Raw genomic sequence first — 24,952 nt, 5'->3', positions numbered from 1 at the left:
GCTTGGCCTCGCCTGGCTTGGCCTCGCCCGGCTGGGCGCCAGCCGACTTGGTGTCGCCCGGCACGGCGGTTCCTGGGGTGGCGGCGCTCGGGGCGTCGCCACTTGGCTGGGCGTCACTCGGCTTGGCCTCGCCTGGCTTGGCCTCGCCCGGCTGGGCGCCAGCCGACTTGGTGTCGCCCGGCACGGCGGTTCCTGGGGTGGCGGCGCTCGGGGCGACGCCGCTCGGCTGGGCGTCGCCCGGCACGGCATCGCCCGGGGTGGCGCCGTCCGACGCGGCGCCACCCGCCTTCGACTCGGCTTCGGCCTCCTGCGCCCACCTGTTGGCGAGCGCGGCGGCCTTCGCCGCGGCGGCGGCGACCGCTTCGGGGCCGCCGCCCGCCCGCGCCGCCGCGTATCCGACGAGGAACGTCGTCAGGGGTGCCGCGGGGCGGGCGACCCCGTGCGCGGCATCGCGGGCGAGGTCGAGCAGTACGCCGGTGTCGACGTCCAGGTCGAGACCCAGTTCGTCCTTGGCTGCGGAGATCCATTCATCCAACACGTGACCATGCTCCCTGATCCGTGACCTGGCGGCGGCGATGTCGTCCCAGGTGTCGCAGTCGAAGGACGCGACGGGGTCGGTGATCCGGACGAGGTTCAGGTTCCGGACGAGCAGCCGCAGCGGCAGCCCGGTGAGCGCCCCGTGCTCGGAGCGCAGGGCGGCCAGCACCCGCCGCAGGGCGGCTCCCCGGTACACGGCGACGAGCGGCTGATCGCGTCCGTCGCCGTCGGTGAGCAACGCGCCCTCGGTGCCCGGCGCGTCGAGCGCGCCGAGCAGCAGGCGGACGGTGCACTCCCCCAGGAACGGCAGATCGGCGGAGAGCACGACAACACGCTCCGCCTCTGGGGGCCCCTCCCTCACCGCCGACGGGTCGAGAGCACTGATTCCCGCGTCCAGCGCGGCGAGCGGCCCGCCGCCCGCCGGTTCCTCGCGCGCCCAGGTGACGGGGCGCACGGTGGGCCGCGGCTCGGCGACGACGACCGTGGCCCGGGACTCGGCGCAGGCGGCGAGGACCCGGTCGAGCAGCGCGCGGCCGCCGACCCGCACGCCGGGCTTGTCCGCACCGCCGAGCCGCCGCGCGGCGCCTCCGGCGAGGACGACGGCGTCGAACGCGGGAGCGTCGTGGCGGGGCCCGGCGGCTGCGGTCGTCATGCCCCGAGTATGGGCGTACGGGCGATCATTGCCACCCCCGCGGCGCCGGGCCAGGGAGGTCGGATCCTGGGATCAGACCTGCGTCAGAGCGTGCGCAGCAGCACCGCCGGCTGCTCCACGCAGTCCGCGACATAGCGCAGGAAGCCGCCTGCCGTGCCGCCGTCGCACACCCGGTGGTCGAAGGTGAGCGAGAGCTGGACGACCTGGCGCACCGCCAGCTCCCCGTCGTGCACCCAGGGCTTGGGAGTGATCCGGCCGACGCCGAGCATGGCCGCCTCGGGGTGGTTGATGATCGGCGTGGATCCGTCGACCCCGAACACCCCGTAATTGTTCAACGTGAAGGTGCCTCCGGTGAGTTCCCCGGGTGTCAGCGTCCCGGCGCGCGCCGCCTCGGTGAGCCGCCCGAACTCGGCGCTCAGCGACTCGGCTCCCCGCGCCTGGGCATCCCTGACGACCGGCACGACGAGCCCGCGCTCGGTCTGCGCGGCGAAACCGAGGTGCACCTCGTCGAGGCGCACGATCTCGCGGCGCTCCATGTCGACCGTGGCGTTCAGCTCCGGGTAGCGGGCGAGGGCCGCCGTGCAGATACGGGCGAGCAGTGCCAGCACGGAGATCTTCGGCCCGGCGGACGGGCCCGTCGCGGAATTCATCGCCACGCGCGCGTGCATGAGTTCCGTGGCGTCGGCGTCCACCCAGCAGGTCGCGTCGGGTATCTCACGACGACTACGGGAAAGCTTGTCGGCGACGAGGCCGCGGATGCCGCGCAAGGGGGTCCGGTGACCCTGCGGGACGGATGCGGAGGCGGATGCCGGGGCGGCCGTTTCGGCGCGCACCTCCAAGGCACGCTCCACGTCCGCCCGCAGGATGAGTCCCTCGGGCCCTGACCCGATCAACTCCCGCAGGTCCAGCCCATGTTCCCGCGCCAGCTTGCGAACGAGCGGGGAGACAACGGCCACGGGCCCAAGACCGTACACGGACGCCGCACTCGCGGCCGCCGAGCCGGACACCCCACTCGCAGCCCCCGAACCGGCCACCCGCCTCGCAACCCCCGGGCTGGACCCCGGCCTCGCAACCACCGAGCCGGACACCCCACTCGCAGCCCCCGAGCCGGACCCCGCACTCGCGGCCGCCGTGCTGGACCCCGGGCCCGCAGCCACCGAGCCGGACCCCCCACTCGCAGCCCCCGAACCGGCCACCCGCCTCGCAGCCACCGAGCCGGCCCCCTGGCTCACCGCCCCCGGGCCCGTGGTCACCGCGCTCGCGGACGCCGACCTCGCGGACGCCGACCTCGCATCCGCCCCGCGCACAGCCACCTGCTCGCCCCCGTCGCCCCGCCTCCCGTCCCCCGCGGCGGTCCCGCTCCGGACACGCCTTCGGCGGGCCGGTGGCGCCGCCGTCCCGTATCCCACCAGCACATTCCCCGAGCCCTCGGACCGCTCCGGCCCGGCGGCACCCGGCGTAGACTCCGCGGTTCCCGCGCCCTCCGCGACATCGACCGCCACCGTCAACAGAGGCGACCCGACCGGAAGTTCGGTCCCTTCGTCTCCGAAGCGGGCCGTGACGACGCCGCCGTACGGGCACGGCACCTCGACCATCGCCTTGGCGGTCTCCACCTCGACGACGGGCTGGTCGACGGCGACCACGTCACCGACCGAGACCAGCCATCGCACGATCTCCGCCTCGGTGAGCCCCTCGCCGAGGTCGGGCAGCTTGAACTCCAGAACCTGCGCCATCAGCCCGATCCCCTCACTGGTCCCATTGGAGCCGCGCGACAGCGTCCAACACCCGGTCCACACCCGGCAGGTGGTGGCGCTCCAGCATCGGCGGCGGATACGGAATGTCGAACCCGGCGACCCGCAGCACGGGCGCCTCCAGGTGGTGGAAGCAGCGCTCGCTCACCCGCGCGGCGATCTCCCCACCGGGCCCGCCGAAGCCGCCCGACTCGTGCACGACGACCGCGCGCCCGGTACGGCGCACGGACGCGGCGACCGTCGCGTCGTCGAACGGCACCAGCGAACGCAGATCGACCACTTCGAGGTCCCAGCCCTCCGCGCGGGCCGCCTCGGCCGCCTCCAGGCAGACGGGCACGGACGGTCCGTACGTGATGAGCGTGGCACTGGCCCCCGGGCGGCGGATCACTGCCGTGCCTATGGGCTCAACGTCCACCGGTTGCTCAGGGTTCCAGGACTCCTTCGCCCAGTAGAGCCGCTTGGGCTCCAGGAACACCACCGGGTCGTCGGAGGCGATCGACTGCCGCAGCAGCCCGTACGCGTCGGCGACGGTGGCGGGAGTGACGACGGTCAGGCCCGGGGTCGCCATGTAGTACGCCTCGGAGGAGTCGCTGTGGTGCTCCACGCCCCCGATGCCGCCCCCGTAGGGCACGCGCACGGTGATGGGCAGCGGCATGGCACCGCGCGTGCGGTTGCGCATCCGAGCGACATGCGAGATCAGCTGCTCGAAGGCGGGGTACGCGAACGCGTCGAACTGCATCTCCACAACGGGCCGCAACCCGTACATCGCCATGCCCACGGCGGTGCCGAGGATGCCGGCCTCCGCGAGCGGCGTGTCCGTGCAGCGGTCCTCGCCGAACTCCTTGGCGAGCCCGTCGGTGACACGGAAAACACCGCCGAGCGTGCCCACGTCCTCGCCCATGACGTGCACGGACGGGTCCTCGGCCATGGCGTCGCGCAGCGCGCGCCCGAGCGCCTGCGCCATGGTGGCCGGTTTCGTGACCTTCTTGTCGGCGACCGTGGTCATGGCCGGCCCCCTTCGGACGCCTCCGCCTCGGCTTCGAGCTCGGCCCGCAACTGCTCGGCCTGCTCGCGCAACTGGGGGGTCTGTTCGGCATAGACATCGGTGAACAGGTCCATCGGGTCGAGCGCCGGGTCCTGGTTCATACGCTCACGCAAGGCGGCCGCCATCTTCTCGGCGTCGTCGCGCACGGCCTGGATGCCGGCCTCGTCGATCAGGCCGCGCTCCGTCAGCTCCCGTTCCAGGAGCAGCACCGGGTCGTGCCCGCGCCACGCCTCGACCTCGGCGTCACCGCGGTAGCGGGTCGCGTCATCGGCGTTCGTGTGTGCGTCCATCCGGTAGGTGACGGCTTCGATCAGCGTCGGGCCACCGCCCCCACGCGCGCGGGTCACGGCGTCGGAGAGCACCTCGTGCATCGCCACCGCGTCGTTCCCGTCGACCAGACGGCCCGGCATCCCGTACCCGACGGCCTTGTGTGCCAGGGACGGCGCCGCGGTCTGCTTGGCCAGCGGCACGGAGATCGCGTACCCGTTGTTCTGTACGAGGAAGACGACCGGCGCGCGCCATACGGCCGCGAAGTTCAGCGCTTCGTGGAAGTCGCCCTCGCTCGTCCCACCGTCGCCGACCATGGCGAGCGCCACCACGTCGTCGCCCTTGAGGCGTGCCGCGTGTGCGAGGCCCACAGCATGCGGCAACTGGGTCGCGAGCGGGGTGCACAGGGGCGCGATGCGGTGCTCGCGCGGGTCGTACCCCGTGTGCCGGTCGCCGCGCAGCAGGGTCAGTGCCTGGACGGGGTCCAGGCCCCGGGCGACGGCGGCGAGGGTGTCGCGGTAGCTGGGGAAGAGCCAGTCCCGCTCCTCGAGGGCGAGCGCCGCGGCGACCTCGGAGGCCTCCTGGCCGGTGGTCGAGGGGTAGACGGCGAGGCGGCCCTGCTTGGTCAGGGCGGTCGCCTGCGCGTTGTACCGGCGGCCGCGCACCACTTCCGCGTACAGGCGGCGCAACAGCTCCGGGTCGGCCTGCGCGGCGGCGCCGGTGCCCAGGACCCGGTAGGGCTCCGCGTCGGGCAGCAGCGGCGCGGGGTCCGTGCGGGGCTGCCAGGCGGGCGGCGGGGTGGGTGCGCCGGCGCGGTGGGCGCCCCGCTGCTCCGTGACCGTCATGACGGCACCTCCTCGTGGGAGCGGCTGGAAGGACGCGTCGGGTGTGATGCGCCTCACCTACCGATTGTTCGGTCGTCGGCGCATTTTGGCTACAGGCCCCTCCAGGCTGTGGACAAACGGTTCTCCACAGCCTGTGATGAACGCAGTACGTCCATGGTAGGGAGGCGGGGGCAGATGGCATCTGAACAAATGGCCGACGGCTCTGGTGGCCGGAATTCCCACGGCCCCGATCCCTCGGTCCGGCCGCTGGACGCCATCGACCGCGACATTCTGCAGATGCTGCAGAGGGACGGCCGGGCGTCGATACGGTCCGTCGCCGAGCGCGTCCATGTGTCACGGGCGAACGCCTACGCCCGCATCAACCGCCTCATCGAGGACGGCGTGATCCGTGGTTTCGGGGCTCGCGTCAACCATGAGAGAGCCGGGCAGGGCGCGTCCGCGTACATCACGCTCAAGATCGTCCAGAATTCCTGGCGCACGGTCCGCGACCAGTTGCGCCGGATGCCGGAGGCCTCGCACATCGCGCTGGTCAGTGGCGGTTTCGACGTCCTGATCCTGGTGCACACCCAGGACAACCGCGCGCTGCGCGAGCTGGTCCTCACCAAGCTCCAGGCCATCCCCGAAGTGCTCGGCACAAGGACGCTGCTCGTCTTCGAGGAGGAGGACCTGGAGCCGGACAGCCCCTGACAGGCTCTGGGGCCGACCTGCGGGGCGTTTCAGCCCTCCTGGCGCTTCAGTCCTCCTGGCGTTTCAGCCCTCCTGGTGCTTCAGTCCTCTTGGCGCTTCAGCCCGCCGAAGACCAACTCCACGACGGCGTCGGCCACTTCCCGGTCCCGCAGACCGCCCCCGTCGGGGCGGTACCACTCCACGACGGAGTTGATCATCCCGAAGACGAGCCGCGTGGCGAGACGCACCTGTATGTCGCCCCGTACGTCCCCGTCGGCGGCGGCCGCCTTCAGGAGCGCGGCGACCTGGTGGTCGAAGTCTCTGCGCCGCTCCATGGCCCAGCGCTCGGTGTCGGTGTTTCCGCGCACGCGCAACAGGAGCGTCACATAGGGCAGTTCACCGGTCAGCACCTCCACCATGCGCCGCGTGACGTACTCCAAGCGTTCCACGGCACGTCCCACGCGCGCGGGTTCCTCGCCGAGGATTCCGAAGAGGCCGTCGAGCGCGCGGCTCACGGCGCGGCGCAGCAGCTCCTCCTTGCTCGTCACATGGTGGTAGATCGAGGACTTGGAGATACCGGCCGCTTTGGAGAGGTGCTCCATGGACGTGCCGTCGTAGCCGCGCTCGTTGAAGACCGCGACCGCGACCGCGAGCAGAGTGTCGGGCGTGTAGGTGTCGCGTCGTGCGCCGGGGTCACGTCGTGCCGTGGTCATGCGGAGCCCTCCCGCTTCTCTGGGGCGTACGAATGGCGGTAGAGGGCCAGGGACGGCACGTAGCGTCCCGAGGGGTCGCGCAGGTGCAGGTCGTCGAGGAGCGCGTACGCCCAGTTCTTGCCGAGCCTGCGGCTCCATTCGATGGGCCCGAGCGGGTAGTTGACGCCGAGCCGCATGGCGGTGTCGACGTCCTCCTCGGTGGCCACGCCCTTGGCGACGGCATCGTGTGCCAGGTCGATGATGCGGGCCACCGTACGGGCGACGATCATGCCGGGCACGTCGCCGATGACGCTGACGTCCTTGCCGAGCGCCTGGAAGAGGCCGATGGCCTCCCTCAGGGTGCGCTGGTTCGCGTCCTGGGCGGTGGCGAGCGCGATACGGGTGGCGCTCCGGTAGTCGTACGCGAGGTCGAAGTAGACGACGTCCCGGTACTCGATGGAGGTCTGCCCGTCCGCGAGGGCGAGTTGCCCGCCGCTGGGCAGCACCAGGCGGGTGCCGTTGTCCTCGTCCTCCTCGCGCACCTCGATGCCCGTCTCACGGATGAGGCCGAGCAGCTCGCGCGCGGGGCCGAGCTCGCCTTCCGCGACTACATAGGCGGGCCTTTCGGCGGGCGCGGCCGTGTGCGGTTCGGGCCGCTCCTCCTCGTCCCCGTACGCGTACCAGCCCTGGCCCGCCTTCCGGCCCAGGTGGCCAGCCTCGACCAGGCGCCGCTGGGCCAGCGAGGGCCGGAACTTCACGTCCTGGAAGAAGCCCTCCCACACGGAGCGGGTGACGGCCTCGTTGACGTCCTGGCCGATGAGGTCGGTCAGTTCGAAGGCGCCCATCTTGAAGCCGCCGCTCTCGCGCAGCACGGCGTCGATGGTGGCCGGATCGGCGCCCTGGTCCTCGTAGACGGTGAACGCCTCCGCGTAGAAGGGGCGAGCGATGCGGTTGACCAGGAAGCCGGGGGTGTCGGCGCAGGCCACCGGTGTCTTGCCCCAGGCGCGGGCGGTCTCGTACGCGCGCGTGGCGGCGGTGACGTCGGTGGCGGAGCCGGAGACGACCTCCACCAGCGGCAGCAGCGGCGCGGGGTTGAAGAAGTGCAGGCCCACGAAGCGGCCGGGCAGCCGCAGCGCCCCGCCGATCGCCGTCACCGACAGGGACGAGGTGTTCGTGGCGAGCAGACAGTCGTCCGCGACGACGTCCTCGAGGTCGCACAACAGCTGCTGTTTGACGTCCAGTTGCTCCAGGACGGCTTCGATGACGAGGGCGGCGTCCGCGAGCTCGTCGAGCGTCTGGGCGGGCGCGAGGCGCGCACCTGCGGCCTCGCGATCCTCGGCGCTCATGCGCCCCTTCTCGACGAGTCGGTCGAGCCGCGCGGCGATCGACTCGGCGGCAGCCCCGGCCCGCCCGGGCACGGCGTCGTACAACCGGACGGGGTGCCCCGCGACCAGGGCCACCTGGGCGATGCCCTGGCCCATGGTGCCGGTGCCGACCACGCCCACGAGGCGGTCATCTGCTGTCATGCGCGCGATCCTTCCGCATGCAGCCACGTTTCAGGGCGCCGGGGCCCTTTGGGCCGGTTTTCCACAGGTTTCACGCAGCCTCTTGTCCCGACCGATCGTTCGGTTACTCTAACTCTCACTGTTAGTTCATGCCCAGTCCTGCCCAGCCCTGCCCCGTCCCGCCCAGCTCGCCGGCTCGACGAGGAGCCGCAGCCCAGGAGGAGTTGGTCCGCCATGGCCGCCGCCGAACTCACCGCGCACGATTTGACCGCCAAGCACCGGCCGACCCTCGACCAGGCGCTGGAAGCGATCCGCACGCGCGCGTACTGGTCCCCGCACCCCGAGCACCCCAAGGCCTACGGGGAGCACGGAAGCCTGAGCGCCGCCGAGGGCAAGGCCGCCTTCGACGCACTGCTCGGCACCCGGCTCGACCTCGGTCAGGCGGGCACGGACGGCTTCGTGGGTGGTGAAGTCTCTCCGTACGGAATCGAGTTGGGGGTCACCTACCCGCACGCCGACGTCGACGTGCTGCTGCCGGCCATGCGCGCGGGCATGCGCGCATGGCGTGACGCGGGCGCCGAGGTGCGCGCGGCGGTGTGCCTGGAGATCCTGGCCCGGATCACCGCGCGCACGCACGAGTTCGCGCACGCCGTCATGCACACCAGCGGCCAGGCATTCATGATGGCGTTCCAGGCAGGCGGCCCGCACGCGCAGGACCGCGGCCTCGAAGCGGTGGCGTACGCGTACGCGGAGCAGGTGCGCACCCCGGACGCGGCGCAGTGGTCCAAGCCGCAGGGCAAGCGCGACCCCCTGGTCCTGGACAAGGAGTTCACCCCGGTCGCCCGCGGCATCGCGCTGCTGATCGGCTGCAACACGTTCCCTACGTGGAACGGGTATCCGGGCCTGTTCGCCTCCCTGGCGACGGGCAACCCGGTCCTGGTGAAGCCCCACCCGCGCGCGGTGCTCCCCCTCGCGCTCACCGTGCAGGTGGCCCGGGATGTCCTGGCCGAGGCGGGTTTCGCGCCGGACCTGGTGGCGCTCGCGGCCGAGCGGGACGGCGAGGGCATCGCCAAGACCCTGGCCGTACGGCCCGAGATCAAGATCATCGATTACACCGGTTCGACGGCCTTCGGCGACTGGCTGGAGACCCACGCCCGCCAGGCGCAGGTCTACACGGAGAAGGCCGGCGTCAACACCGTCGTGATCGACGGGACCGGCAACTACAAGGGCATGCTGGCGAACCTGGCGTTCTCCCTGTCCCTGTACAGCGGCCAGATGTGCACGACCCCGCAGAACCTGCTGGTGCCGCGCGAAGGCATCACCACCGACCAGGGCCCCAAGTCGTACGACGAGGTCGTCGCGGACCTGGCGCGGTCGGTCGACGGCCTGCTCGGCGACGACGCCCGGGCCAACGGGCTGCTGGGCGCCCTGGTGAACCCGGACGTGAAGTCCCGCCTGGAGGCGGCCCCCGGCCTCGGTGACGTCGCGCTGCCCTCGCGGGAGGTCGGCAACCCCGAGTTCCCGGACGCCGTCGTGCGCACCCCGGTGATCGTCAAGCTGGACGGAGCGCGCAAGTACTGGGAAGGGCCCGACACCGAGGCCGCCTACATGAGCGAGTGCTTCGGCCCGGTCTCCTTCGCCGTCGCCGTCGACTCCACGCAGGACGCGGTGGAGCTGCTGCGGCGCACGGTGCGCGAGAAGGGCGCGATGACCGTCGGCGCGTACACCACCTCCGAAGAGGTGGCCGGAGCCGTCGAGGAGGTCTGCCTGGAGGAGTGCGCGCAACTCTCGCTCAACCTCACGGGCGGCGTGTACGTGAACCAGACGGCGGCATTCTCCGATTTCCACGGCTCGGGCGGCAACCCGGCGGCGAACGCGGCCCTGTGCGACGGTGCCTTCGTGGCGAACCGCTTCCGGGTGGTGGAAGTGCGTCGGGAAGCCGTCTGAGAGCCCGGTCGCAAGGCTCTATGGCGCGTTCGTGCTGTGCGCGCTCCAGTGGAAGAGCGTCATGCCGACGCTGGTGGCCAGGTTGTAGCTGGAGACCTGGGCCCGCATCGGCAGGGCCACCAACTGGTCGGCGCGTTCGCGCAGTTCGGGCGAGAGACCATTGCGCTCGGATCCGAAGGCGAGCAGCCCGTCGTCGGGCAGCTTCAGGCCGCGGATGTCCGCGCCCTCGGGGTCGAGCGCGTACAGCGGCCCGCCGGGCAGCTCGTCGACCGCGAGCCGTTCCACGGCGGTCGCGAAGTGCAGCCCGGCCCCGCCCCGTACGACGATGGGGTGCCAGGGGTCGAGGCTGCCCGTCGTGACGACTCCGGTGGCGCCGTACCCGGCGGCCAGGCGGATGACGGCGCCCGCGTTGCCGAGGTTGCGCGGATTGTCGAGGATCACGACAGGTGTAGTGCGCCCTGTACGCCCGAGAGCGGCCACGTTGTCGGTGCGGGCCGGGCGTCCGGCGAGGGCGGCGACGCCGGTCGGGTGCAGCCGCGGCACCAGCGCGCTCAGCACCGGCCGGTCCACTTCCACGAGGAGCGCGTCCAGGGCCCGTACGACATCGGGGGCGAGGTCGTCGGCCAGGGCGAGGGTGGCCGCCCGGTCCACGGCGAGCGCGACGGGCACGTCGGCGCCGAAGCGTAGGGCGTGCTTGAGGGCGTGGAAGCCGTCGAGCAGCACCGCCGCGTCGGCCCGGCGCCGCCAGGCACCCACGGCGCCTTCGGGCCCGTCGTCCCGCTTGCCGTCAGCGCCACTGCCCGTGCTCGTCCCGCTCATGCCAGGAAGCCTACGTGCGGGCCGTAGGCGTCGGCGCCGCCGGCGACTCGACGTCCTGCGCCGTACGCGGGCCGGGTACCTCCGCGTCCCGTGAACCGGCGAAAACGCGGCCACGCGCGCGTGCCGCCCAGCCGCCGAGGCGAAAAAGGAAGGACGTCGGCAGGAACACCGCGTCCGCCGCGATCATCGCGAGCGAGAAGAAGGGCAAGCCGAGCACGATGGCGATGACCGCGTGCTCCAGCATCATGAACACCAACAGGACGTTCTTCAGACGCCGGTTGAAGACGGTGAACGGGAAAGCGACCTGCACGGCGACCGTCCCGTACGTCACCAACAGCACCATCGGCCCGAACGCCGTCAGTAGATCGCCGAGGGCGGGCCAGGGCGAGAAATAATCCAGATGCAACGGGTAGTAGACCGCGGTGCCGTCCTGCCAGCGGCTGCCCTGGATCTTGTACCAGCCCGCGGTCGCATAGATCAGACATGCCTCGACCATGATCACCAGAAGGGCCGCGTTGTGCACGAGGTTGGCGACGACGTCGCACAGCAGGCGCGCATCACCGGGCTCGGCACGCCGGTCGACGTACCACCACACTCCCTGGGCGGCCCACAGCCCCCAGAAGAGCGTCAGCCAGCCGCCGCTCGCATCGCCCGTGAACGTGACGGCGGAGAGCGCCAGCCCCACGACCCACCACAGAACGATCCCGCCACGGTCCTCGGGCGTCGGCCCCCCGGGAGACTTTTGCGCGGCACGCGCGCGTGCGGCACGCCGCGCGTCCAGCGACCACACCTGCCCGCAGCGGGTGAAGACCAGGTAGATCGACATGAGGTGGATGACGTTGTCGCCGCCGTCCCCCACGAAGATGCTGCGGTTCTGCAGCGACAGCACACCGATCATGAACAGCACCGACATGGCGCGGCTGTGCCAGCCCAGCACCAGCAGCACGGACGCCAGCACGGCCACCACGTAGACGAGCTCGAACCATGCCTGGCTGTCGGACCACATCAGCACGGTGAAGGCGTGATTGTCCGCGATGAGCTGCTGCGCCAGGCCCCAGCCCCACGGCCCGTCAGGTCCGTAGAGCTCCTGCCGGTGCGGGAACTCGCGCAGCAGGAACAGCAGCCAGGTCGCGGCGAATCCGATACGGATCACAGCGCTCTGGTAGCGGCCCAGCGGGGAGGCGGTGAGGCGCTGGAGACCGGTGCTCACCGTCTTCTCGAGACGGCCCGGCATACGGCCCGACCGCTCTTCGCCACGGCTCATCGGGCACCGCCGGTCGTGCCCGCGCCCCGCAGATGCGTGCCACTGCCGAGCGACCCGTCCCGCGATGTCACCGTCCACCAGGACACCTGCCGGTAGACCGGCTTCTGACTCACCTTCTCGACACTCCACTTCGGAGGCTCGACCACGGTCGACTGCGAGCGGACCTGGACGCGCTCGACGACGTCCCCCTTGCCGGCCACGTCGAGCCGGTCGAGGCGCAGGACGAGGACGCGCCGCAGGTACTGCTCGGAGAGCGTGCCACGCAAGCCCGTCGGCCGGTTCTGGGCGTCGTGCGTGGACATGTAGATGTCCCAGGCGCGGCGCAGTTCGTTCTGCTGGGTGTGGCTGGGCACCAGGTTCCCGTCGATGGCCGCGCCGTCCTGCGCGGACAGGTCGTACCAGCGGGTGGTGCGCGCCTCGCCGCCGGACGCGCGGACCTCGGCCCGGACCTGGACCGCGACGTTCTGCTGGAGCGGGTTCGGGGCGAACAGCTTCCAGTTCTGCTCGAACTCCGGATAGATCCACGATTCGACCGCGGTGCCGTGCTGCTTGGACACGGTGTTCGGCGGCGCGACATGCAGGAACACCATGAGTATGTGGATGCCGACGACGACGGTGACGCCCGCGAGTGCCAGCGCCGCGACTACCTGATAGCCGGGGGAGAGCGCCACGATCCCCCGCCGCTCCGGCGGCCCGGTCACGTCGGACGACTCCGGCACGTCCGACGGTTCCGGCCCGCCGGACGACCCGCCCGCCCCGGTCGGCGGAGTGTCCGGTGGGATGGGTGGTGCGGAAGTCGACCCCTGTGACGTGCGCCGCGCGGCCTCGTCCGCGGCGCCTGCTTCCGTCTCCATCGGTGTTCCCCGTTCCCCGGTTCCGTGGTTCCCCCGGCCCGTCTCGCCCGGCCGCCTGGGGGCGAACCGATTCCGCGCCATCCCGCCCGGCGGGTGCGACGCACCGGAACGGTACTGGGGAGCGGCCGCTCAGCACAGCCGCCCCAGGTTATCCACAGGCTCGGCGGCTCAGGGTTGACACCTCACGGCGGCACGTCCCACCATTGAATCCGACGAACCGAACGATCGGTCGGGAGCCAGTGCGGGCCCGGACGACATCGGGCACCCAAGGTCGAGGGGGACCGGGAATGGCGACAGCAGCCCCGCACCACCAGGCAGCCGGCACGGACGCGGACCGCACCGCCGGATTCCAGGCCGCGTTCGACGCCGCCGTGGCGGCGGACGAGCGCATCGAGCCCCGCGACTGGATGCCCGACGCCTATCGGGCGACGCTCGTACGCCAGATAGCGCAGCACGCCCACTCCGAGATCATCGGCATGCAGCCGGAGGCCAACTGGATCACCCGCGCACCCTCCCTGCGCCGCAAAGCGATCCTCATGGCCAAGGTGCAGGACGAGGCAGGCCACGGGCTGTACCTCTACAGCGCGGCGGAAACCCTCGGCACAGGCCGCGACGAGCTGCTCGACAAGCTGCACAGCGGCCGCCAGAAATACTCCTCGATCTTCAACTACCCGACGCTGACCTGGGCCGACGTAGGAGCGATCGGCTGGCTGGTGGACGGCGCCGCGATCACGAACCAAGTACCGCTGTGCCGCTGCTCCTACGGCCCCTACGCCCGCGCGATGGTCCGCGTCTGCAAAGAGGAGTCCTTCCACCAGCGCCAGGGATACGAACTGCTGCTCGCCCTCAGCCGGGGCACCGAAGCCCAGCACGCCATGGCCCAGGACTCCGTGGACCGCTGGTGGTGGCCGTCCCTGATGATGTTCGGCCCGCCCGACGACGAGTCAGCGCACTCGGCACAGTCCATGGAGTGGAAGATCAAACGGCACTCGAACGACGAACTGCGCCAGCGCTTCGTCGACATCTGCGTCCCACAATCCGCATCCCTCGGACTGACGCTCCCCGACCCGGAGTTGAAGTGGAACGAGGAGCGGGGACAGCACGACTTCGGCCCGATCGACTGGCCCGAGTTCCACGAAGTCCTCAAGGGCAACGGGCCGTGCAACGAACAGCGCATCACCCAGCGCAGGCACGCCCACGACGAGGGCGCCTGGGTACGCGAGGCCGCCGCGGCGCACGCGGCCAAGCACGCCACGGCAGCGACCTCGGAAGGCAGGGCGGCATGAGCGGCACCCCGACCCCGAAGGCGGGCGGCGGCGCCCCCGACTGGCCCCTGTGGGAGGTCTTCGTGCGCTCCCGCCGCGGCCTCTCCCACACACACGCCGGCAGCCTGCACGCCCCGGACGCGGAGCTGGCCCTGCGCAACGCGCGGGATCTCTACACGCGCCGCGGCGAGGGCATCTCCCTGTGGGTCGTGCCGTCCGCGGCGATCACCGCCTCCTCCCCGGACGAGAAGGACCCGTTCTTCGAGCCGGCCGCCGACAAGCCGTACCGGCACCCGACGTTCTACGAGATCCCGGAGGGGGTGAAGCACCTGTGACCACCGACCGCGAAGCACTCGGCCCCACCGGCACCGCCGCGCTCGCCCTCGGCGACGACGCCCTGGTTCTCTCGCACCGCCTCGGCCAGTGGGCAGGCCACGCCCCGGTCCTGGAGGAAGAGGTCGCCCTGGCGAACATCGCCCTCGACCTGCTCGGCCAGGCCCGCCTCCTGCTCGCCATGGTCGGCGACGAGGACGAGCTGGCGTATCTGCGCGAGGAGCGTGCCTTCCGCAACCTCCAGCTGGTCGAGCAGCCGAACGGCGACTTCGCCCACACCATCGCCCGCCAGCTCTACTTCTCCTCCTACCAGCAGCTCATGTACGCGCAACTGGCCGACGCAGACAGCGAATTCGCCCCGCTGGCCGCGAAAGCAGTCAAAGAAGTCGTCTACCACCAGGACCACGCCCGGCAGTGGACGCTGCGCCTCGGCGACGGCACCCAGGAAAGTCACGCGCGCATGCAGCGGGCGGTCGACGCGCTGTGGCGCTTCACCGGCGAAATGTTCCAGCCCGTCCCCGGCCTGGACATCAACTGGCCGCAGACACAGACCGATTGGACGTCCACCGTGAGCGGCGTCCTGCTCCAGGCCACCCTGAGCGTGCCCGACACCCCCCAAGCCGGAGCCTGGCGCGCCGGAGCAGGGCGCCAGGGCCTGCACACCGAGCCGTTCGGCCCGATGCTCGCCGAGATGCAGCACCTGCACCGCAGCCACCCGGGGGCGTCATGGTGACCCTCGCCCACGACCAGGAAACACCCCTCGAAGCGGAGTTGCGGCAACTGGCCGGCTCCGTGCCCGACCCCGAGCTGCCCGTACTGACCCTGGAGGAGCTGGGCGTACTGCGCGCCGTGCACACACGCGGCCCCGGCCGCGTCGAGGTCGAGCTGAGCCCCACATACACCGGCTGCCCCGCGATCGAGGCCATGGCGAGCGACATCGAGCGCGTCCTGCACGAGCACGGCATCCCCGACGTCACCGTCCACACCGTGCTCGCGCCCGCCTGGTCCACGGACGACATCACTCCAGAAGGCCGCCGCAAGCTCGCGGAGTTCGGCATAGCCCCGCCCCGCAGCACCCGCCCACCCACAGGCCAGGCCACCGGTTCGGTCACCGTCGCCCTCGGCCCGACCCGGCACCTGCCCGACCCGGCCCGGGACGCCGCCCCTCTCGCCTGCCCGCACTGCGGAGCGACCGACACCGAGCTGCTCAGCCGCTTCTCCTCCACCGCCTGCAAGGCGCTGCGCCGCTGCCTGTCGTGCCGCGAGCCCTTCGACCACTTCAAGGAGTTGTGATGGCTCAAGGAGCGGGCCGAGGACCAGCCGGAGAGACGACCGCCGGGACGGCGAGAGCCCGCTTCCACCGGCTCCGCGTCACAGCCGTCGACCGGCTCACCGACGACGCGGTGGCTCTCACCTTCACCGTGCCCACGGAACTGCGCGAGGCATTCCGGCACGCACCGGGCCAGCACCTCGCCCTGCGCCGCACCGCGGACGGCGCGGAGATCCGCCGTACGTACTCCATCTGCTCCACGGCCCCGGCCGACGAGGCACCCAGGGCGCTACGGGTCGGAGTACGCCTCGTCGACGGCGGCGCCTTCTCGACGTACGCGCACAAGGAGATCGCCGTCGGCGACGAGCTGGAGGTGATGACCCCGGCCGGGCGGTTCACCCTCGACCCGGCACCCGGGCACTACGCCGCGGTGGTCGGCGGCAGCGGCATCACCCCGGTCCTGTCCATCGCCGGCACGCTCCTGGAGCGGGCACCCCAGGCCCGGTTCTGCCTGATCCGCAGCGACCGCACCACCGCCTCGACGATGTTCCTCGAAGAGGTCGCCGACCTGAAGGACCGCTACCCCGACCGGTTCCAGCTGGTCACCGTACTCTCCCGGGAAAAACAACAGGCAGGCCTGGCCTCGGGCCGCCTCGACCAGGACCGGATCGCGGCGCTGCTTCCCGCACTGCTCCCGGTCGACGCGGTGGCGGGATGGTTCCTGTGCGGGCCGTACGGACTGGTGCAGGGCGCCGAGCGGGCGCTGCGCGGGCTGGGCGTGCGGCGCGAGCGCATCCACGAAGAGATCTTCCATGTGGACGACGGGCCCGCGCCTGCCCGCGCGGCGGCGGCTCCGTCACCCGCGCACAGCATGGTGACCGCACAGCTCGACGGCCGCTCCGGTACCTGGCCGGTCGAGGACGGCGAATCCCTCCTGGAAACAGTGCTGCGCAACCGGCCGGACGCGCCCTACGCCTGCAAGGGCGGCGTATGCGGAACGTGCCGTGCCTTCCTCGTCTCAGGGTCGATCCGGATGGACCGCAACTTCGCGCTGGAGCCCGAGGAGACCGAGGCGGGCTACGTTCTGGCCTGTCAGTCCCATCCCTCCACGGAGAAGGTGGAGTTGGACTTCGACCGCTGAGAGCCCGCGAACCACCGCACCCCGCATCCCCGCGCCCGGCACCGGCCTGTTCCCTTCTCGTAGAACCTGTTCTATCTTGACGGCCCGTCAGATCGCGGCGCCCAGGACGAACCGATCGGGAGGACAGCCGGTGGACTTCACCTTCTCCGAGGAGCAGCAGGCGGCCGTCGAGGCGGCAAAAGCGGTGTTCACACCGGTCGCCCCCGACGGGGTACCCAGCCCGGCGCTCACCGCCGGCGCCGTGGCCGACGACTTCGACCGCGCCCTGTGGGCCAAGGTCGCCGACGCCGACCTGCTGAGCCTGCTGATCGCACCGGAGCACGGCGGCGCGGGCCTGGACGCCATCGCGCTCTGCCTCGTACTGCGCGAGGCGTCAAAGGTCCTGGCCCGGGTGCCGCTGCTCGAACACAGCGCGGCCGCCGCGGCCGTAGGGGCCTACGGCGGCGAGGAGTTGAAGCAGGAAATCCTGCCCGGCGCGGGGCGCGGCGAGCTTGTCCTCACCGTCGCCTCCGCAGGCCGTACCGGACACGACGCGGCCGACCTCGCCGTCACCGCCCGGCGCGATCCCGACGCGGCCGACGGCGGCTGGCTCCTGGACGGCACCCAGACAGCGGTCCCCTGGGCGTTGAACGCGGACCGGATCATCGTGCCCGCCCACACCCCCGCGGGAGCCACCGTGCTCGCGCTACTGCCGGGACCGGCAACCGACCTGCCGGGTCGCACCCTCGCCGAGCAGTTCTCCACCACCGGGGAGCGCCTCGCCGAGCTCCGCCTCGACGGCGCCCGCGTCACACCGCACGACGTCATCGAGGACCCGGCCGCCTGGCCCCTGCTGCACGACCTGCTCGCCACCGGCACCTGCGCGCTCGCGCTCGGCCTGGGCGAGGGCGTCCTCAAGATGACCAGCGACTACGCGAGCAAGCGCGAACAGTTCGGGCACCCCATCGCCACGTTCCAGGCCGTCGCCGTGCAGGCCGCCGACCGCTACATCGACCTGCGCGCGATGGAAGCCACCCTGTGGCAGGCCGCCTGGCGACTGAGCAGCGGAGCCACCGGCCTGCTCCCCGTCGCCGGGGACGTGGCGGTCGCCAAGACCTGGGCGTCCGACGGCGTACGGCGCATCGTGCAGACCGCCCAGCACCTGCACGGCGGCTTCGGCGCGGACACGGAGTATCCGCTGCACCGCTACCACGCCTGGGCGAAACACCTGGAGCTCTCGCTCGGCCCGGCCGCCGCCCACGAAGAGATACTCGGCGACCTCCTCGCCGCCCACCCACTGGGCTGACCCGCAAGAAGGCAGATCAGGCAGAGAAACAGCTCAGAGCACGGAGCCCGGCTGCCCGTTGTCGTCCACGACGGGCCGGCCTGCCGCCTCCCACGCCTGCATGCCACCGGCCACGTTCACCGCGTCGACGCCCTGCTGCAGCAGATACTGCGTCACCTGAGCGGAACGCCCGCCGACCCGGCAGACCACGCTGACCCGGCCGTCCTGCGGCGACGCCTCCGTCAACTCGCCGTAACGGGCGACGAATTCGCTCATCGGGATGTGCAACGCCCCCGCGGCGTGACCCGCCTGCCACTCGTCATCCTCGCGGACGTCGAGGAGGAAATCATCCGCCTTGAGCTCGTCGACACCGACCGTGGGCACACCAGAACCGAAAACCATGCCCCCGACGCTACCCGACCGCACCCCGCACCCCGCCCGCCCACCGAAGGCCGGGCAGCGGTCAGGACGCAGTCAGTCCACTCAGTCCGCAGTGAGGACGCGGTCAGGACGCGGTCAGCCGCTCCAGCTCGGACTCCCGCTCGGAAACCTGCGCGAGCAACTGCTCGGCAATATCGTCGAGCAGCGCGTCCGGGTCCTCCGGCGCCATCCGCAGCATCGCGCCGATCGCGCTCTCCTCCAGCTCCTGCGCCACTGCGGCCAGCAACTCCTTGCGCTGCGCCAGCCACTCAAGGCGCGCGTACAACTCCTCGCTCGGCGTCGACTCCCGCTCGGGCGGCACAGGACCCGCCGCCCACTCCTCGGCCAGCTCCCGCAACAGGGCCTCGTCACCGCGCCCGTACGCCGCGTTCACCCTCGCGATGAACTCGTCGCGCCGGCCCCGCTCCTCGTCGTCCTGCGCGAGATCCGGGTGGGCCTTGCGGACCAGCTCCCGGTAGAGCTTGCGAGCCTCATCGCTGGGCCGTACCCGCTGCGGCGGCCGCACCGTCTGCTCGGTCAGCATCGCGGCGGCCTCCGGGAACAGTCCGTCCCCGTCCATCCACCCGTGGAACAGCTCCTCGACGCCCGGCATCGGCATCACCCGCGCCCGCGCCTCATCGGCCTTGCGCCGGTCCTCCGGATCACCGGAACGCGTCGCCGTCGCCTCCGCGATCAACGCCTCCAGCTCGTCGAGCCGCGTGTACATCGGCCCGAGCTTCTGGTGGTGGAGCCGCGAAAAGTTCTCCACCTCGACCCGGAACGTCTCCACCGCGATCTCGAACTCGATCAGCGCCTGCTCAGCAGCGCGCACCGCCCGCTCGAGCCGCGCCTCGGGCCGCTCCCGAGACTGCTCCTCCGGTTGCTCTGCCACATCGGTCTCCGGGGTCGTCACCCGTCCAGCCTAGGGCACGCGCTCCCCACCCCCCTCGAACCGAAAGCACCCGAAAGCGACCTGAAGCGGAACCGGCGACCTCCCGGCCCGGGGCCGCCCTCCACCTGTACAAGCGGCGCAGGTCACCGATCTCACGCCCCGATCCCGCACACCGCCCTCACGCCCCATCCACCCCGACGCCCAGATCTCGCACCCCGACCGCACACGCCCGACGTACCGATCTCACGCCCCGCCCCCGCACACCGACCTCACGCCCCCATCCACCCCGATGCCCGGGCCTCACACGCCGACCTCACACTCTGCCCCCCCCCCACACCCCGAACTTCCACCCCGACCTCACACTCTGCCCCCCACCCCGAACTCCCACCCCGACCTCACACTCCGACCCCCCACCCCGACCTCACGCGCCGCCCGCCCGACCTCACACCCCGGTCTCCGCCGCGACCCGCCCCTCCCGCACAGCCCGCACCAGCTCCCCGTGATCGGCCTCTGTCCGGTCCGCGTAGGCCATCGCGAAGGACGCGACGGACTCGTCCAGCTCCTCGTTCTTCCCGCAGTACCCAGAGATCAGCCGCGGGTCAGCGCTGTGGGCGTGAGCGCGGGCGAGCAGCGCGCCGGTCATCCGCGCGTAGTCGTCCACCTGGTCGGCGGCGAGCGCGGCCGGGTCGACGCTGCCCTTACGGTTCCTGAACTGCCGCACCTGGAAAGGCCGTTCGTCCACCGTGGTCCAACCCAGCAGATTGTCGCTGACCACCTGCATCCGCTTCTGTCCGAGCACCACACGCCGCCCCTCGTGCTCGACGGCGGCCGCCTCGAACCCGACCGTGGCCAGATGCGGCAGCAGCGCGGACGGCCGCGCCTCCTTCACCTGCAGGACGAGCGGCTCACCCCGGTGGTCGAGCAGCAGCACCACGTACGACCGGGTCCCCACGCTGCCGGTGCCGACGACACGGAACGCCACGTCGTGGATCGCGTACCGCGCGAGCAGGGGCAGCCGGTCCTGCGACAGGGTCTCCAGATACGCGCCGAGCGAGGCGGCGACGGTCTCCGCCTCCGCGTCGGATATCCCGCGCAGGACCGGTGGCGCGTCCACGAACCGCCGCCCGCCGCCCTCGACCACCTCCGTGGACCTGGCGGCGAACCGCCCGCTGGTGTTGTTCCGCGCCTTCTCCGAGACCCGCTCCAAGGTGCCGAGCAGGTCATGGGCGTCGGCGTGCGAGACGAGTTCCTCGTCCGCGATCGCGTTCCACGCGTCGAGCGCGGGCAGTTTGGCGAGCAGCCGCATCGTGCGCCGGTAGGCGCCCGCCGCGTCGTGTGCCGCACTCCGGCAGATGTCCTCGTCCGCCCCGGCCTCCCGGCCGGCGAGCACGAGCGAGGCGGCGAGCCGTTTGACGTCCCATTCCCAGGGGCCGTGCGCGGTCTCGTCGAAGTCGTTCAGGTCGATGACGAGGCCACCGCGCGCATCTGCGTACAGCCCGAAGTTGGCGGCATGGGCGTCGCCGCATATCTGGGCGCCGATGCCGGTCAGCGGTGTGCGCGCCAGGTCGTGCGCCATCAGGCCCGCGGATCCGCGCAGGAAGGCGAAGGGGGTCGCGGTCATGCGTCCGACGCGGATCGGGGTCAGCTCGGCGATACGCCCGTGGTTGGACTGTTCAACGGCCTCGACGGCATCCGGCCGGTCCGCACTCAAGTCGAGTTCGGCGTGCGAGGACCGCGGCACCTGCTCGCGCAGCGCCTTGCCGACCGCCTTCGGCGACTGCCCCGAGCCCTCCGAGCCGGCCCGCCCAGCGAACCCGGCCACCCGCGGCAACCGCCGCACTCCCCGCACCCCGCCCTGCCACGCCACCGTCACCATCGCATTCACCCCTCCACCCACCCCTGCATCCACCACCGCGTCATCCACCACCGCGTCGCCGACTCCGCGTTCGCCGACTCCGCGTTCGCCGACTCCGCGTTCGCCGCGTTCACCCATGCCGACCGCCTCCCCCATCCCCTACGGGACCGCATACGCCCTACTCACCGCTGCAATCCGTCACGACCGTACCGCCGCCCGGAAAACCCCGTCAGAGCCTGTGGAAAACCCGCCGACTGTGGAAAACCCCGCACCAAAACCGGGCACGACCCGCACCCGGCCCACCCCCCAGCCCCGCCCCCGCTCTACGTCCGGAACTCCCCCGGACACGTCCCGCCCTCGCCCCCCAGATACTTCTCGGCCCACGTCCCGAGTTCCGACAGCGCGGGCTCCAGCGCCGAACCCGCCGTCGTGAGCCGGTACGAGACGCGCAGCGGGGGCCCCTCGTCGACCCGGCGCACGACGAGGCCGGCCCCGCCCAGCTCAGTGAGTCGGTCGGAGAGCATGCGTTCGCTGATCCCGGGGATGGCCCTGCGCAGATCCGCGAAGTGCACCGGCCCGTGCATCAGGACGGCCACGATCAGCCCGGTCCAGCGCTTGCCCAGCAGCCCGAAGACGCGCGTCATCCCGATGTCGACCCCGGCACACGCCTGAGGCTCCCCAACGACACCGACCCCGACCCTGGCACCCGCACCCGCACCCGCACCCGCACCGACGCCAACTCCCGCGCCCGCGCAACCCGTACTGCCCGCCCCGCCCGTCTCTTCCCCGTTACCCGCCATGCGCCCAGAGTACTGCTTTCTCGTATGGGGATGAAAAAAAGTAAGTCCCTGTGCTATTACTAGTTACGTATTGAACTACACCCCGACCCCAGTGGAAGAAACACCATGGCCACACTGCTGCACCTCGACTCGTCCGTCTTCTCCGGCCCCGCCTCGGCCTCGCGCACCGTCACGGACGCGTTCCGCCAGGCCTGGCAGGAGCAGCACCCCGACGGCACGGTCGTCTACCGCGACCTGACCGCGGAGCCGGTGCCCCACATCTCCGCCGACGCCCACATCGCCGGCTTCCTGGATCCGGCCACGCACACGGTCGAGCAGTCCGCCGCCTTCACCGCGCGCGTGCGGCTCATAGAGGAGCTGGAGCAGGCGGACGCCATCCTGATCGGCGCCCCGATGTACAACTTCGCGATCCCGTCGACGCTGAAGGCCTGGCTGGACAACGTGATCCTGATCGGCCGCACCGCCGGCGTAGAGACGCCGTCCGCCCAGGGCACTCCGGTCACAGTCGTCGCCAGCCGCGGCGGCTCCTACGCGCCGGGCACCCCGCGCGCGGGCATGGAGTACGTGCAGAACTACCTGGAAGCGACACTGCGCGACACCCTCGGCCTGGACCTCGACTTCATCGTCCCTGAGCTGACCATGGCCCCGAGCAACCCGGCCATGGCCGAGCTGGTCCCGCTCTACGAGGCCTCCCGCGAGCAGGCGCTCCAGTCCGCCGCCGCGAAGGGCAAGGAGCTCGCCTCGCGCTTCGCCGCGTGAAGGTGACATAACCCACAGGGCGCCGCAGGCCACCGGCCCGCGGCGCCTTCGCATCGCCCCGCCCGGACGGACACGCGACCGCCGACCACCCGGCAGGGCAACGCAAAAGCCCCGCAGGTCCGAAGACCTACGGGGCTTTCAACTGTGCGCGAGGGGGGAGTTGAACCCCCACGCCCTTTCGGGCACTGGAACCTGAATCCAGCGCGTCTGCCTATTCCGCCACCCGCGCATTGGGTGTGTCCTCCGGCTCCTTCGCCCTTTCGGGGTGGGCGCCTTCCGACATCCAGAAGATTAGCACGCTGCAGAGGGTGGATTCACATCCGTTTCCGTAGGCCCCGGGCGGGCACGAGACACGGCGAACCGCGCCGGACCTCGCCGTACTCCGGTCCGCACTCCAGCCACTTCGCCCGGGCTCACCAGGACTCCGGCCGCTCCACAGCCGCGTACGGGACACTGTCCTGAGGCCACCTCTACGATCCTTCATAGAAGGGCTGTGAGCGTCGACACTCATCGACTGGGCGGACAGGGGGAACCAGCCGATTTCCCGACGCGTGGATACGATCAGTAAGCAGTACCGAGATGGCGGCCCGCAGGGCAGCACGAGCGGGCACGGCAGCCAAGGCAACATCGGCAAGCAGGGCGGCTACGAAGGAGGAGGTGCCCCATGGGAGTCCTGAAGAAGTTCGAGCAGCGGCTCGAGGGTCTGGTCAACGGCACCTTCGCCAAGGTCTTCAAGTCCGAGGTGCAACCCGTCGAGATCGCGGGCGCACTGCAGCGCGAGTGCGACAACAACGCGACGATCTGGAACCGCGAGCGGACCGTCGTCCCCAATGACTTCATCGTGGAGCTGAGCGCGCCGGACTACGAGCGCCTGAGCCCCTACTCCGGACAACTCGGCGACGAACTGTCCGGCATGGTGCGCGACTACGCGAAGCAGCAGCGCTACTCCTTCATGGGCCCCATCAAGGTGCACCTGGAGAAGGCGGAGGACCTGGACACGGGTCTGTACCGGGTACGCAGCCGCACCCTCGCGTCGTCCACCAGTCAGGCCCAGCCCGACCGCCCCACCGCGGCCCGCCCCAACCAGGCGCCCGGTGGCTACGGCAGCCCGCAGCAGCACGCCGCCGCCCCGCCGATGCCGTCCGCACCGCCGCCCGGCCGCCCGACAGCGTCCCCTGCATCACCGGCACCGGCCCAGGGCCCGGCAGCAGCGGCCCAGCGCCCCGGCGCGGGCCCCCTGCCCGGTACCCGCGTACGCCACTGGATCGAGATCAACGGCAGCCGCCACCAGATCTCCCGGCCGACCCTCGTGCTCGGCCGCTCCACCGAGGCGGACGTACGGATTGACGACCCCGGCGTCTCGCGCCGGCACTGCGAGATCCGGACCGGCACGCCCTCGACGATCCAGGATCTCGGGTCCACCAACGGCATCGTGGTGGACGGACAGCACACCACCCGCGCTACGCTCCGCGACGGCTCGCGGATCGTCGTGGGCCAAACCACCATCGTTTATCGGCAAGCCGAAGGGTGAAGCGGGGGCAATGTCAGAGCTGACCCTGACGGTCATGCGGCTGGGTTTCCTAGCCGTACTGTGGCTGTTCGTGATCGTGGCCGTCCAGGTCATCCGCAGCGACCTGTTCGGTACGCGCGTCACACAGCGCGGCGCGCGCCGCGACAGCGCGCGCCCACAACAAACGGCGCGGCAGCCCGCCGCGCCACCAACGCCCCAGCGCCAGCAGCAGGGCGGCGCCCGGCAGCGCCGTGGCGCGCCCTCCAAGCTGGTCGTCTCCGAAGGCACCCTCACGGGTACGACGGTGGCCCTGCAGGGGCAGACGATCACGCTCGGCCGCGCACACGACAGCACGATCGTCCTGGACGACGACTACGCGTCCAGCAGGCACGCCAGGATCTATCCGGACCGGGACGGCCAATGGATCGTCGAGGACCTCGGGTCCACCAACGGCACGTACCTCGACCGGACCCGTCTCACGACTCCCACGCCGGTCCCGCTGGGCGCACCGATCCGCATCGGCAAAACCGTCATCGAGCTGCGGAAGTAGTGCTACATCATGAATGAGCGCGAGCGGAGCGAGCGAGCCGACGCGGCGG

Annotated in this window: 23 protein-coding genes, 1 tRNA gene and 1 pseudogene; 11 read left to right on the top strand and 14 right to left on the bottom strand. The window is 71.5% G+C overall.

The window, feature by feature from the left end; translation table 11 throughout:
- Positions 1-253: 253 nt before the first annotated feature.
- From ACIREE_RS19235 to pdhA, 4 genes and pseudogenes are all read right to left on the bottom strand, one after another.
- Positions 254-1,189: pseudogene (locus ACIREE_RS19235) on the bottom strand (DUF6457 domain-containing protein); the annotation flags it as partial.
- A gap of 83 nt (positions 1,190-1,272) precedes the next feature.
- On the bottom strand, positions 1,273-2,922 hold the full coding sequence (locus ACIREE_RS19230; protein ID WP_404153061.1) for a dihydrolipoamide acetyltransferase family protein: 1,650 nt from the start codon (positions 2,920-2,922) through the stop codon (positions 1,273-1,275).
- 13 nt (positions 2,923-2,935) lie between these two features.
- Positions 2,936-3,946: an alpha-ketoacid dehydrogenase subunit beta gene (locus tag ACIREE_RS19225; protein WP_404153058.1), complete on the bottom strand. Its 1,011-nt coding sequence runs from the start codon at positions 3,944-3,946 to the stop codon at positions 2,936-2,938.
- Positions 3,943-5,097 carry a pyruvate dehydrogenase (acetyl-transferring) E1 component subunit alpha gene (pdhA, locus tag ACIREE_RS19220; protein ID WP_404153055.1) on the bottom strand — a complete coding sequence of 385 codons (1,155 nt, stop codon included), beginning with the start codon at positions 5,095-5,097 and terminating at the stop codon, positions 3,943-3,945. The genes ACIREE_RS19225 and pdhA overlap by 4 nt, the downstream gene beginning before the upstream one ends.
- A 174-nt stretch (positions 5,098-5,271) precedes the next feature.
- Here pdhA and ACIREE_RS19215 point away from each other — a divergent pair, with 174 nt between their 5' ends.
- Complete coding sequence (locus ACIREE_RS19215; protein WP_404153052.1) at positions 5,272-5,784, top strand: Lrp/AsnC family transcriptional regulator; 513 nt, start codon at positions 5,272-5,274, stop codon at positions 5,782-5,784.
- A gap of 80 nt (positions 5,785-5,864) precedes the next feature.
- Here the strand turns inward: ACIREE_RS19215 and ACIREE_RS19210 are convergent, their stop codons facing one another.
- On the bottom strand, positions 5,865-6,476 hold the full coding sequence (locus ACIREE_RS19210) for a TetR/AcrR family transcriptional regulator (protein ID WP_404153048.1): 612 nt from the start codon (positions 6,474-6,476) through the stop codon (positions 5,865-5,867).
- Complete coding sequence (locus ACIREE_RS19205) at positions 6,473-7,981, bottom strand: 3-hydroxyacyl-CoA dehydrogenase (RefSeq protein ID WP_404153045.1); 1,509 nt, start codon at positions 7,979-7,981, stop codon at positions 6,473-6,475. The genes ACIREE_RS19210 and ACIREE_RS19205 overlap by 4 nt, the downstream gene beginning before the upstream one ends.
- A gap of 213 nt (positions 7,982-8,194) precedes the next feature.
- On the opposite strand from ACIREE_RS19205, the gene paaN reads away from it, so the two are divergent.
- On the top strand, positions 8,195-9,907 hold the full coding sequence (paaN, locus tag ACIREE_RS19200) for a phenylacetic acid degradation protein PaaN (RefSeq protein WP_404153042.1): 1,713 nt from the start codon (positions 8,195-8,197) through the stop codon (positions 9,905-9,907).
- 18 nt (positions 9,908-9,925) lie between these two features.
- Here the strand turns inward: paaN and ACIREE_RS19195 are convergent, their stop codons facing one another.
- Genes ACIREE_RS19195 through ACIREE_RS19185 form a run of 3 tightly spaced genes read right to left on the bottom strand, consistent with a single transcriptional unit; the run spans position 9,926 to position 12,844 of the window.
- Positions 9,926-10,726, bottom strand: coding sequence for a TrmH family RNA methyltransferase (locus ACIREE_RS19195; protein ID WP_404153038.1), 801 nt, complete (start codon positions 10,724-10,726; stop codon positions 9,926-9,928).
- A 10-nt stretch (positions 10,727-10,736) separates the two neighbouring features.
- Positions 10,737-11,990: an HTTM domain-containing protein gene (locus ACIREE_RS19190; RefSeq protein WP_404153035.1), complete on the bottom strand. Its 1,254-nt coding sequence runs from the start codon at positions 11,988-11,990 to the stop codon at positions 10,737-10,739.
- Complete coding sequence (locus ACIREE_RS19185) at positions 11,987-12,844, bottom strand: DUF5819 family protein (protein ID WP_404153032.1); 858 nt, start codon at positions 12,842-12,844, stop codon at positions 11,987-11,989. The genes ACIREE_RS19190 and ACIREE_RS19185 overlap by 4 nt, the downstream gene beginning before the upstream one ends.
- A 287-nt stretch (positions 12,845-13,131) precedes the next feature.
- Here ACIREE_RS19185 and paaA point away from each other — a divergent pair, with 287 nt between their 5' ends.
- The 6 genes from paaA (at position 13,132) to ACIREE_RS19155 (ending at position 18,138) form a co-directional block, all read left to right on the top strand.
- Positions 13,132-14,130, top strand: a complete 999-nt coding sequence (gene paaA, locus ACIREE_RS19180; protein ID WP_404153030.1) for a 1,2-phenylacetyl-CoA epoxidase subunit PaaA — start codon at positions 13,132-13,134, stop codon at positions 14,128-14,130.
- On the top strand, positions 14,127-14,444 hold the full coding sequence (gene paaB / locus ACIREE_RS19175) for a 1,2-phenylacetyl-CoA epoxidase subunit PaaB (protein ID WP_404153027.1): 318 nt from the start codon (positions 14,127-14,129) through the stop codon (positions 14,442-14,444). The genes paaA and paaB overlap by 4 nt, the downstream gene beginning before the upstream one ends.
- Positions 14,441-15,175, top strand: coding sequence for a 1,2-phenylacetyl-CoA epoxidase subunit PaaC (gene paaC / locus ACIREE_RS19170; protein ID WP_404153024.1), 735 nt, complete (start codon positions 14,441-14,443; stop codon positions 15,173-15,175). Before paaB ends, paaC begins: the two co-directional genes overlap by 4 nt.
- On the top strand, positions 15,169-15,735 hold the full coding sequence (gene paaD / locus ACIREE_RS19165) for a 1,2-phenylacetyl-CoA epoxidase subunit PaaD (protein WP_404153022.1): 567 nt from the start codon (positions 15,169-15,171) through the stop codon (positions 15,733-15,735). Before paaC ends, paaD begins: the two co-directional genes overlap by 7 nt.
- Positions 15,735-16,853 (top strand): 1,2-phenylacetyl-CoA epoxidase subunit PaaE, encoded by a 1,119-nt coding sequence (gene paaE, locus ACIREE_RS19160; protein ID WP_404153019.1) that lies wholly within the window; start codon positions 15,735-15,737, stop codon positions 16,851-16,853. The genes paaD and paaE overlap by 1 nt, the downstream gene beginning before the upstream one ends.
- Before the next feature lie 130 nt (positions 16,854-16,983).
- The gene (locus ACIREE_RS19155; protein WP_404153016.1) at positions 16,984-18,138 is read left to right on the top strand and encodes an acyl-CoA dehydrogenase family protein; all 1,155 of its coding nucleotides are present in this window, start codon (positions 16,984-16,986) and stop codon (positions 18,136-18,138) included.
- 33 nt (positions 18,139-18,171) lie between these two features.
- On the opposite strand, the gene ACIREE_RS19150 is transcribed toward ACIREE_RS19155, so the two are convergent.
- The 4 genes from ACIREE_RS19150 to ACIREE_RS19135 all read right to left on the bottom strand — a co-directional run bounded on the left by ACIREE_RS19150 (position 18,172) and on the right by ACIREE_RS19135 (position 21,928).
- Positions 18,172-18,519: a rhodanese-like domain-containing protein gene (locus tag ACIREE_RS19150; protein WP_404153013.1), complete on the bottom strand. Its 348-nt coding sequence runs from the start codon at positions 18,517-18,519 to the stop codon at positions 18,172-18,174.
- Positions 18,520-18,622: 103 nt separating this feature from the next.
- Positions 18,623-19,450, bottom strand: coding sequence for a J domain-containing protein (locus ACIREE_RS19145; RefSeq protein WP_404153010.1), 828 nt, complete (start codon positions 19,448-19,450; stop codon positions 18,623-18,625).
- A 421-nt stretch (positions 19,451-19,871) separates the two neighbouring features.
- Complete coding sequence (locus ACIREE_RS19140) at positions 19,872-21,305, bottom strand: DUF2252 domain-containing protein (protein WP_404153346.1); 1,434 nt, start codon at positions 21,303-21,305, stop codon at positions 19,872-19,874.
- Positions 21,306-21,607: 302 nt separating this feature from the next.
- Positions 21,608-21,928 (bottom strand): winged helix-turn-helix transcriptional regulator, encoded by a 321-nt coding sequence (locus ACIREE_RS19135; RefSeq protein WP_404153007.1) that lies wholly within the window; start codon positions 21,926-21,928, stop codon positions 21,608-21,610.
- 261 nt (positions 21,929-22,189) lie between these two features.
- On the opposite strand from ACIREE_RS19135, the gene ACIREE_RS19130 reads away from it, so the two are divergent.
- Positions 22,190-22,843, top strand: a complete 654-nt coding sequence (locus ACIREE_RS19130; protein ID WP_404153004.1) for an FMN-dependent NADH-azoreductase — start codon at positions 22,190-22,192, stop codon at positions 22,841-22,843.
- 145 nt (positions 22,844-22,988) lie between these two features.
- On the opposite strand, the gene ACIREE_RS19125 is transcribed toward ACIREE_RS19130, so the two are convergent.
- Positions 22,989-23,072: transfer RNA gene (locus tag ACIREE_RS19125), tRNA-Leu, on the bottom strand.
- A gap of 435 nt (positions 23,073-23,507) precedes the next feature.
- Here ACIREE_RS19125 and ACIREE_RS19120 point away from each other — a divergent pair.
- Both ACIREE_RS19120 and ACIREE_RS19115 read left to right on the top strand, forming a co-directional pair.
- Positions 23,508-24,374, top strand: a complete 867-nt coding sequence (locus ACIREE_RS19120; protein WP_404153002.1) for an FhaA domain-containing protein — start codon at positions 23,508-23,510, stop codon at positions 24,372-24,374.
- 10 nt (positions 24,375-24,384) lie between these two features.
- Positions 24,385-24,903, top strand: a complete 519-nt coding sequence (locus ACIREE_RS19115) for an FHA domain-containing protein (RefSeq protein WP_404152999.1) — start codon at positions 24,385-24,387, stop codon at positions 24,901-24,903.
- Positions 24,904-24,952 lie beyond the last annotated feature (49 nt).

The sequence above is a fragment of the Streptomyces sp. NPDC102467 genome, assembly GCF_044765445.1.
Lineage (GTDB): Bacteria > Actinomycetota > Actinomycetes > Streptomycetales > Streptomycetaceae > Streptomyces.
Note: the sequence above shows the minus strand (reverse complement) of the source record. Positions and strands in the feature narration are given on the sequence as shown.